Below are 8,640 nucleotides of genomic sequence, written 5' to 3'. Positions count from 1 at the left end.
CCCCACCGCCCACCCCCGAACAACACAGCGACCCCGCGGCGAAACACGCCCGGGGTCGACGATGGGGTAGAGTATCCGACGATGCGGGGCAGATGAGAGCCCCACTTTCGCGGGTGTAGTTTAATGGTAGAACATGAGCTTCCCAAGCTCAGAGCGCGAGTTCGATTCTCGTCACCCGCTCCACGCAAAAGCCCCAGGTCGGCGACCCGGGGCTTCTTTGTTGTCTAGACCTCTCATGGCCTATCGCACCACTTACGCACCACTTGAGGGGGGCGGAACATCCCGCCCATGCAGGCAACCCCAAGCCCTTCGTTTATTCGTTCGATGAATGTCTCGAATGACGAGATCGACTTTATGTGACCCGCGTCACGTACACGTCGGCCGGCCCGAGTACCGGAAGCGGCGGCCACGAACACGCCAACTCCTCTTCTGACCTGGGAAGTTGAGGGCTAAAAGTGGACTCTCAACCGCCCCATGGGTGCTACCTCCCCCGGCCCTAGCAACCCTCAGGCCCCCGCTCCTCGATCAGCTCCTCCGCCTCATGATGCGCCAGCCTTGCGGTCGCGGGGTCGGCCAACCCGCCAGTGCGGCACCGTGATCGCCCCGACCAGCCGCCCCGGTTGGTCACCGGCCGTCGGCTTCACCGGCTGCTCCGCGACCGGCGCCCCGTCCGGACCAGACATCTCCGCGACCACCTCGGCCACCGTCTCCCGCGTCACCCGCAACCGGGACCACGCCTCCCGCTCGGCCTCCAGGCGCACCGTCGACTCCGCGATTGGCGACACGAGTTCCTCGACCCGCACTCGGGGTCGCAGCCTCCCGCGCCTCCAACGCCTCGATCAACGACACCATCGACACCGCCTCCTCCACCGTCACGGTAGGAGGACAACGATCCGACAACAGCCCCGATCAACAAATCGGCAGCTCAGCACTTCCGCGCAGGAGAGCTGTACCTATCCTCGTTCGAGGCGCTGACACGGCGCCCTGCCAACAGTTGGCACTCAACGGACCGAGGAAGCGTGGCGCAATGACCAGCCGACTCATCGCACTCTCCTTCGACTCGCACCAGCCGGAGCGCCTAGCGCATTTCTGGTCCGGGGTCCTGGGCTTGGAGAAAGCCGACGATTCCTACGACGGCGTCTCCCTGATATCCGGGAATGACGCTGGCTACCGCCTCGGCTTCCGTCCCACCGAGGCGCAGAAGGTCGCCCAAAACCGGCTGCACTTCGACCTCACCAGCTCCTCCCCGGAGGACCAGCAGGAGACTGTGGTCAGGGCGCTCGACCTCGGCGCGCAGCACGCCGACGTCGGCCAGGGACCGGACGCGCCCCATGTGGTGCTCGCCGACCCCGAAGGCAACGAGTTCTGTGTTATCGAGCCGGGCAACAGTTTCCTCGCCGGCTGTGGCTTCATCGGAGCGCTCGCCTGCGATGGTTCGCAGGCCGTGGGCTACTTCTGGAGCGAGGCGCTGGGCTGGCCGCTGGTCTGGGACCAGGACGGGGAGACCGCCATCCAGTCGCCGAACGGCGGTACGAAGATCACGTGGGGCGGTCCGCCGTTGATGCCGGACCCCGGCAAGGACCTGCACTTCGACCTCGCGCCGGACGGCGATCAGCAGGCGGAGGTCGAGCGCCTTCTCTCCCTCGGAGCGAAGCGTCTCGACTCCGCCCACGGCGAGGACGGCGCGGTGCTGCTGGCCGACCCCGACGGCAACGAGTTCCGCGTGCTCACACACCGGTGACGCCGGAACCTACGGGAGCCGCGGTTGGCGGTTTCTGCGGCGGGGAACGCAGCAGAAATTCGAACAGGTACCCCATCACCAAACCGGCAGCTCAGCGCGTCCCACGAGGAGAGCCACACCCAACTCCACACGCGAACAGGCTCCAACGTGTCTCCGGAGGGAGGTGGTGTGGTCAGTCCTGCGCGTCGTCCCAGTAGTCCGCGAGCATCTCGCCCGGCCAGCCGGGCTCGCGTACCTCCCCACGCGGGCCCATCTCCCGGAAGTACGGGGCGAGGTCGAAGACCGGGCTTCCGTCGATCGCGTCCAGGTCGGTGACGTGCAGGTCCAGGCCGTCGACCTTCAGCAGCCGAGGAAAGGACTGGGCGAGCTGGTTCGGCCGGCGGTGGTTGCGGTGGACGAACGTTCCGGTGGACGGCCACTCGGGATTGTTGCGGGGACTGCGAGCGTGGAGAGCAACATCGCCGGGTGACGCCTTGTGAAAGTGCCAGACGACCAGCAGGTGGGAGAACTCCTCCAGACCCGGACAACCTCCACGGGAAACTCCGGGTTCAGGCGGATGATGGCCGTGCCCGTCCAGCGGTCGTCGGTGGGCTCGGTACGTCCGCCGACCACGGTGGCGATGGGCTTGATCTCCAGTGACTTCGTCACGCGATCCGCACTCCCCTTCGAGCCTGCGTGGCGACGGGGGTCAATCTACTCGGGCGAGATAGACGGCAGCCCGCGCGTCCAGCTCGGCGACCGCCGGAATGCCACGGCGCCGGTACGGAGAGACGAGACGGCGCATATCCACGACCGCCTGCCGCGCACGGCCGGAGTAGATGCCCTCCTCCATCGCGTCCAGGACGCTAGCGTCGTTCCATCGCCATGGAAGTCCAGTGCCGTCTTCTCTGTCCGCTACACCCCACACCGACCTGCGAGTTGAGCCGGTCGATGACGTACTCAACCAGGTTGAGCGTTCCTTCCAGACTTCGTTGGACCTGGGGGCTCTGGTACGTAAACGGCGCTCGCTCGGTGCGCGAACCGACCGTGGCACCTGGGTGCGGATCGAGCGGCGCCGGTTCGACAAGATCGGAGGCCAAGGCTGGAACGGAACCGAATGCACTGCCCTGCTGGATGGGGTGGCCAGGCCCCAGTGGCACCGGGGCTCAGCTTGGCGCGAACCCGATGATGCCGTGATGTGGCGGGCCGACGAGACGGACCTCCTGCCAGGAGCGCCGATCGGCAGCAGCGTCCTAGCCACCGACCCCCACCTGCCGGACGACTGGTGGCACGCGCTGAACAGGTCGCTGGACGCGCTGGCCGTCCAGCACACGAGGCGCGTGGCCACCCCGGACACCCTCACGATCACCCAGAGCGGTGTCACCGAGGCGATCCAGCGGTTCCTCCATGCCGACACCGACACAGCGTTGAACCAATGGCGGCCGACGCACGCGGACCTCCACTGGGCGAACATGACGGGACCACGGTTCTGCCTGTTCGACTGGGAGGACTGGGGCATGGCCCCTCAAGGTCTGGACGCGGCATCGCTGTGGGGGAACTCGCTCGCCGTCCCGGCGCTGGCCGAGCGCGTCCGCCACGAACGGCGCCACGACCTGGAAAGCCGGGACGGCAAGCTGATGACCTTCTTCGTCTGCGCGAAGATCCTGACCCCGGACCCCCACCCCGAGGACCCTCGCCTCCAACCGGCACGCGACATGGCGGCACGGGTCGCGGACGACCTTCAAAGGGGCTGACAGCCTGCCCGTTCGCGGGGGAGCTGCCGGTACGTACGGACGTTCCGTGCGTCGGCTTCGTAACGCAGGGCGTCGACCAGTTCCCGCAGGTGGGAGGAGTCATCCGTACCGACGGCGACCCTTCCCACCCGCGGTAGCCAGTACGCAGTGCGGAACGCGGCCTGCAGCGCCGAGAGGCCGTCATCAGGGCCCTCGATGAACACCTGCGGGTCGAGCGTGCCCCACAGCGGATCCGAGGCCCTGCCACCGAACGGGCTCATACCCCAGAGCTGGGCCGTGCAGAGGCCCCACCGAGCCGCCAGAGCTTCGGAGGCTTCCAGGACGTCGATCCCTGCGAGGAGGCCCCCGCGGACCATCAGCACGTCGGGCCTGGGCATGGAGCCGACCGCGAGTCCGGGCAGCGGGCGCGGATCCCAGGAGGAGATACCCCAGGCTCCGCACAGCCCCTCCGCCGCTGCTAAGTCCAGGGCAGCGCACGCCATGCCCAGAGCGTCCCGCGCGGCGTCCGGCGGGCCGGTGAGAGAGCGCTCGGGGTTGTGCAGGAACACCAGGTCCGGCGCGCGACCCAGGTCGCGGTTCGTCTGCTCCATGGCTTCCCGGAGTCGGCCCGGGTCGAGGGAGTGCTCGGCCCGTCCAGCAGCCGGGAAGAAGCCGACCTTAGTGGAGAGCGTGAAGCGGCTAAGACGTCGTTTCTTATGGCGTGATCGGTTGTTGATCCGTACATGACTGATCTCGTTGAGCGGCTGGTGCCGGACGAGTTGTGGGTGCTGTTCAGGCGAGTGGTGCGGCCGACAGTGGTCACGCGTCCGCAGGGTGGTGGTCGGCATCGGGCAGGTGACCGTGAAGCTTTGGCGGCGATCATCTTCGTGGCGACGTCAGGCTGCACGTGGCGGCAGCTGCCGCCGGTGTTCGGCCCCGCCTGGCCCACGGTCTACCGCAGGTTCGCCCAGTGGAGCCGGGACCGGGTCTGGGCCCGGCTCTATCGCGTGATCCTCGACGAACTCGGAGCGTGGGGTGAGCTGGACTGGTCCCGGTGCGCGATCGACTCGGTCAGCCTGCGCGCCGCAAAAGGGGGCCGCTGACGGGACCGAATCCGACCGATCGCGGCAAGCTGGGATCGAAGATCCACCTGATCTGTGACCGGAACGGGCTGCCGCTGTCCTTGGGTATCTCCGGTGCGAACATGCACGACAGCCAGGGTCTGGAACCGCTCGTGCGGGGCATGCCGCCCATCCGGTCCCGCCGCGGGCCCCGGCGCCGGAGACCGGCGAAACTGCACGCAGACAAGGGTTACGACTACGACCACCTGCGCCGATGGCTCCACCAGCGTGGCATCCGCCACCGCATCGCACGTAAGGGCATTGAGTCATCACAACGGCTGGGCAGGCACCGCTGGGTGGTGGAGAGAACCGTGTCCTGGCTGGCCGGCTGCCGAAGGCTCCACCGCCGCTACGAACGCAAGGCCGAACACTTCCTCGCCTTCGTCGGCATAGCCGCAACCCTCATCGGCTACCGCCGATTGATTACTGCGCTCACGGCCTGAGCCGGTCCTGCTGAACATCGAAGCAGATCAGCCCCATGGACTGCGCGACGGCCGCCGCGTAGACCGATGCCTCTTCAGCCATGCTCCACCGCATGGCGAAGTAGATCAGCGGACCGCTTGCCTCGTCGATCAACGGACCAGTGGACCAGGGCGAGGTGTCCTCGTCGTCCTCGGTGATGTCGCACCACCGCTCAAGCAACGCAGCGACGTGGGCCGCAATGCGTTCGGAGGGAGGCTCTTCCACCTCCCCATCGATGTAGCGGTCGTACAGATCGCTGAAGATCAGGCCGGCGGTCTTGTCATCCGCTGGTCTCTCGCCTTCCCAGACAGCAAGGTCGTAAGTCATGCCCGGGAGGCTCCCATACCGCACTGACATCCGCGCGGTCGGTCAACGGCGCGAGCGTCACCCATAAGAAACGACGTCTTACTGATGTTTTCGTAAGTTCGGTGGGTGGGGTGGGCGGATGGTCAGGCCGGTATGGGCAAGGAATGACCATGGCAGTCGGAGGTTGGCGTTGATGCGGTGGATGCCTTGCTCGGCGGCGTCGGCGACATCGGCGAGGTGGTCGTCGGCGAGGTTGGCGAGTTCGCGCTTCTTGAGAGAGGACCACAGCAGTTCCACCGGGTTGAGCTCGGGAGCGTAGGCGGGTAATCGCTCCAGGGTGAGCCAGTCCTGTTCGGCCCGTATCGCCCGGCTCCAGTGGGCGGATAGGCCGTCCCAGACCAGGACAACTGACTCGCCGCGGTAGAACACCTTGATCTGCTCCAGGACCGGGTCCGACGCGAAGGTCTCCGGCGTTCGGCGGGTGCCGTCCGGAGTTCGGTGGCGCGCCTGCCAGCGTCCCGATGGGAGCTGGCTGGCTGTCCCGAATTCACGTCGCCGCCAAGGCCTGCGGCCCGCCGTCACGCGGCCTTCCCACGAGGGTCGGAACCGTGCGGGCAGGAGGCCTGAGAATGAGTTGTTGGGCCGCACCGGCCGGTGCGGTCCGGTTTCGGAGATCAGGTCGTGCCGGTCAGCCCGGTTCAGGGAACGAGGTGACCCGCCGCGCGGAACAGTTCGTACCACTCGGCCCGGGTGAGTGGGAGTTCGGAGCCCTGGGCGGCGCCCGCGACGCGCTCCGGGCTGGTGGTGCCCAGCACGACCTGCATCTGGGCGGGGTGGCGCGTGATCCAGGCGGTCGCGATCGCGATGGCGGGGACGTCGTACTGGGCGGCAAGACGGTCGATGACGGCATTGAGCTCGGGGTAGTCCGGCGAGCCGAGGAAGACACCCGTGAAGAAACCGGCCTGGAAGGGGGACCACGCCTGGATGGTGATGTCGTTCAGACGGCAGTAGTCGACGATCCCTCCGCCATCGAGGGTGACCGACTGCTGCTCCGCCAGCATGTTCGCAGCGACACCCTGAGCGATGATCGGCCCGTGTGTGATCGAGAGCTGAAGCTGGTTCGCCACGATGGGCTGACGTACGTACTTGCGCAGCAGGTCAATCTGGCGCGGGGTCTGGTTCGAGACACCGAAGGCGCGCACTTTCCCAGAGGATTCGAGCTCGTCGAAGGCGCGGGCGACCTCTTCGGGCTCGACAAGTGCGTCGGGGCGGTGCAGCAGCAGGATGTCGATGCGGTCGGTCCGCAGGGCCGCGAGTGAGCCCTCGACCGATTTGACGATGTGCTCGTAAGAGAAGTCGAAGTACGGCCCGTCCGTCACGATTCCCGCTTTGGTCTGGATCGTGATCTCGTCACGCTGCGACGGGCTCAGCGCCATCGCGTCGGCGAAGCGGCGTTCACAATGGTGCAGCTCGCCTCCGTACACGTCGGCGTGGTCGACGAAGTCGATGCCCGCGTCGCGCGCGGTGCGGACGAGTTCGCGGATGTCCTCGTCCGTCTTGTCGGCGATACGCATCAAGCCGAGCACGACATTCGGCGCGAGGATGTCGGTGCCGGGCAGGGTGAAGGTCTTCACGACGGCTTTCCTTTCAAATTTTCAGGTCCGCACAGTACAAACGGGTCCACTCTGCACCTTAGGAGGCGGACAGTCATCGGCGGCAGGCGGCCCGGCAGCTGGCTGCCGGCGGTCATGCCTGTCGTCGACGATGCCTGACGTCAGTGATGCCTGACGCTGGCAGTGCTTCGGTGGCGGGGTCGGGCTCATGTCGTGGGGATGTGTTCGGGCAGGGTGAGGGCCGCATGGGCCGGTCGGGCCGGGCGGCCCTCCGTGGCGGGGGTGGTGCGGAGACTGCGGAGCCTGTCGTTGCGCCGCTCCAGGGCCTCGGCGGTGGTCGGGAAGAGGGTGGCTCCGCCCTCGCCGACCAGGTCCTGGTTCGCGGTCACGGAACGCACGGGTGCCCTGTTCGTACGCGGCGAAGCCCGCGGTGTGGTCCCGGTCGGCCAGGGAGGCGGCGAGCATGTACGCGCCGACGAGCGCGAGGCTGGTGCCCTGTCCGGTGAGGAACGAGGGCGCGTACGCGGCGTCGCCCACCAGCGCGACCCTGCCGCTGGACCAGCGGGGCATGCGGATCTGGCCGACCGCGTCGAAGAACACGTCGTCCGCGTCGCGCATGGCGGCCAGCATGCCCGGGACCTCCCATCCCGCGTCGGCGAAGACCTCGGCGATCAGGTCCCGTTGGGCTTTCGGGTCAGGGAACGCGTCGGACGGCGGTTCCGGGTGCGCGAAGTTCAGGAAGGCGTGTACGTCGTCGTTGTCACCGACGGCGTAGAGTGCCGCGGCCCTGCCCGGGGTGTTCCACATCACGGTCTCGTGGGAGAGCCCGAAGGTGTTGTGCATCGTGAACACGGCGAAGCGGTGGCCGAGATACCGGTGGAACCGCTCTTCGGGGCCGAACAGCATCTCGCGCGTGCGTGAGTGCGCACCGTCCGCGCCGAACAGCATGTCGAACGTACGCCTGCCGCCCCCGCGGAAGGTGACATCGACCCCGTGGCCCGACTGGTCGAAGGTGTCGATGGAGTCGATGGAGTCGTTGAACAAGAACTCCACGTCGTCACGGACCGCCGCGTGGAGAGCGTCGGTCAGATCGCCGCGCCGTACCTCCAGGTCCCGTCCCCCGACACCGCCGGTGACGGTGTGCGGGTGGACCGCGGCCACCTCGCCGCCGTCCCCGCCGAGGAAGGTCAGCCGGCGCAGGTCGATGTGCGCGTCCCGCAGCCGCGGCAGGATCCCCATCCTCCGGACGACTTCCAGTGCGGTGCCGCGTACGTCGATGGGTTAGCCACCGCTGCGAAGCGTGCCCGCCTTCTCCACCACTGTGACCGCGTATCCGCAGCGGTTCAGCCAGAACGCGAGGGCGGGACCCGCGATGCCGCTCCCGGAGATCAGGACCGTGCGCCTCGGCGTGGTACGGATGTCCGTTCGCTGATCGGTGCGGGTCATTCCTTGACTCCTTTGCTCATGGTGCGGACGACTAGGTCCTGTCCGGTCGATCTTCGTGGATCAGCCCGGGGCGGCTGGTGGAGGTGGAGGGGGTCCCTCCCGTGCCGTTCAGGCTACGGGGGAGCATCGGAAGGCGGAGGATCGTCCTCGTACTGGACGTACTTGGACGACTCCGACAACGCAGCGAGGCGCCGTGCCAGGCGTTCCGGGCCCGCGAAGATCGGCCGGACAGGGCCTAG

The 8,640-nt window shown here is 67.5% G+C and carries 9 protein-coding genes, 1 tRNA gene and 2 pseudogenes; 4 read left to right on the top strand and 8 right to left on the bottom strand.

Annotated features, from left to right (window positions below):
- Positions 1-109: 109 nt before the first annotated feature.
- Positions 110-183 (top strand) — tRNA-Gly (locus WH07_RS17385).
- A gap of 356 nt (positions 184-539) precedes the next feature.
- Here WH07_RS17385 and WH07_RS17380 read toward each other — a convergent pair.
- Positions 540-803 (bottom strand): hypothetical protein, encoded by a 264-nt coding sequence (locus tag WH07_RS17380; RefSeq protein WP_052744441.1) that lies wholly within the window; start codon positions 801-803, stop codon positions 540-542.
- Between the two features lie 224 nt (positions 804-1,027).
- Between WH07_RS17380 and WH07_RS17375 the strand changes: the two genes are divergently transcribed.
- Positions 1,028-1,741 (top strand): VOC family protein, encoded by a 714-nt coding sequence (locus WH07_RS17375; protein ID WP_046500872.1) that lies wholly within the window; start codon positions 1,028-1,030, stop codon positions 1,739-1,741.
- A 172-nt stretch (positions 1,742-1,913) separates the two neighbouring features.
- Here the strand turns inward: WH07_RS17375 and WH07_RS17370 are convergent.
- Positions 1,914-2,389 (bottom strand): annotated as a pseudogene (locus tag WH07_RS17370) (SAM-dependent methyltransferase).
- A 40-nt stretch (positions 2,390-2,429) separates the two neighbouring features.
- Positions 2,430-2,573 (bottom strand): hypothetical protein, encoded by a 144-nt coding sequence (locus tag WH07_RS38895; protein ID WP_332836362.1) that lies wholly within the window; start codon positions 2,571-2,573, stop codon positions 2,430-2,432.
- A gap of 43 nt (positions 2,574-2,616) precedes the next feature.
- On the opposite strand from WH07_RS38895, the gene WH07_RS17365 reads away from it, so the two are divergent.
- On the top strand, positions 2,617-3,474 hold the full coding sequence (locus WH07_RS17365; protein WP_046500871.1) for a hypothetical protein: 858 nt from the start codon (positions 2,617-2,619) through the stop codon (positions 3,472-3,474).
- Here WH07_RS17365 and WH07_RS17360 read toward each other — a convergent pair.
- Positions 3,462-4,190: an aldo/keto reductase gene (locus tag WH07_RS17360; RefSeq protein ID WP_079023305.1), complete on the bottom strand. Its 729-nt coding sequence runs from the start codon at positions 4,188-4,190 to the stop codon at positions 3,462-3,464. The genes WH07_RS17365 and WH07_RS17360 overlap by 13 nt on opposite strands.
- A gap of 6 nt (positions 4,191-4,196) precedes the next feature.
- Between WH07_RS17360 and WH07_RS38890 the strand changes: the two genes are divergently transcribed.
- Positions 4,197-5,017 (top strand): IS5 family transposase gene (locus tag WH07_RS38890; RefSeq protein WP_408645864.1). Its coding sequence is split into 2 segments (ribosomal slippage): positions 4,197-4,554 and positions 4,554-5,017, totalling 822 coding nucleotides; the frame shifts between segments, so codons are not numbered across the junction.
- Here the strand turns inward: WH07_RS38890 and WH07_RS17345 are convergent.
- From WH07_RS17345 to WH07_RS17330, 4 genes and pseudogenes are all read right to left on the bottom strand, one after another.
- Entirely contained in the window at positions 5,007-5,363 is a 357-nt protein-coding gene (locus tag WH07_RS17345; protein ID WP_046500870.1) for a hypothetical protein, read from the bottom strand. The two genes, WH07_RS38890 and WH07_RS17345, sit on opposite strands and share 11 nt — an antisense overlap.
- A gap of 78 nt (positions 5,364-5,441) precedes the next feature.
- Positions 5,442-5,924, bottom strand: a complete 483-nt coding sequence (locus tag WH07_RS17340; RefSeq protein WP_232788939.1) for a transposase — start codon at positions 5,922-5,924, stop codon at positions 5,442-5,444.
- Positions 5,925-6,040: 116 nt separating this feature from the next.
- Positions 6,041-6,976 (bottom strand): aldo/keto reductase, encoded by a 936-nt coding sequence (locus WH07_RS17335; RefSeq protein ID WP_046500868.1) that lies wholly within the window; start codon positions 6,974-6,976, stop codon positions 6,041-6,043.
- Between the two features lie 185 nt (positions 6,977-7,161).
- Positions 7,162-8,401: pseudogene (locus tag WH07_RS17330) on the bottom strand (FAD-dependent monooxygenase).
- Positions 8,402-8,640: the final 239 nt, after the last annotated feature.

Source organism: Streptomyces odonnellii, assembly GCF_000981895.1.
GTDB classification, from domain to species: Bacteria; Actinomycetota; Actinomycetes; order Streptomycetales; family Streptomycetaceae; genus Streptomyces; species Streptomyces odonnellii.
The sequence above is the reverse complement of the archived record's forward strand: the minus strand, read 5'-3'. Positions and strand labels throughout refer to the sequence as shown.

Bases quoted from the DNA above. Each gene is read 5' to 3' on its own strand.
- WH07_RS17375 (WP_046500872.1), top strand. From the start codon at position 1,028: ATGACCAGCCGACTCATCGCACTCTCCTTCGACTCGCACCAGCCGGAG.
- WH07_RS38895 (WP_332836362.1), bottom strand. From the start codon at position 2,573: ATGGAGGAGGGCATCTACTCCGGCCGTGCGCGGCAGGCGGTCGTGGAT.
- WH07_RS17345 (WP_046500870.1), bottom strand. From the start codon at position 5,363: ATGACTTACGACCTTGCTGTCTGGGAAGGCGAGAGACCAGCGGATGAC.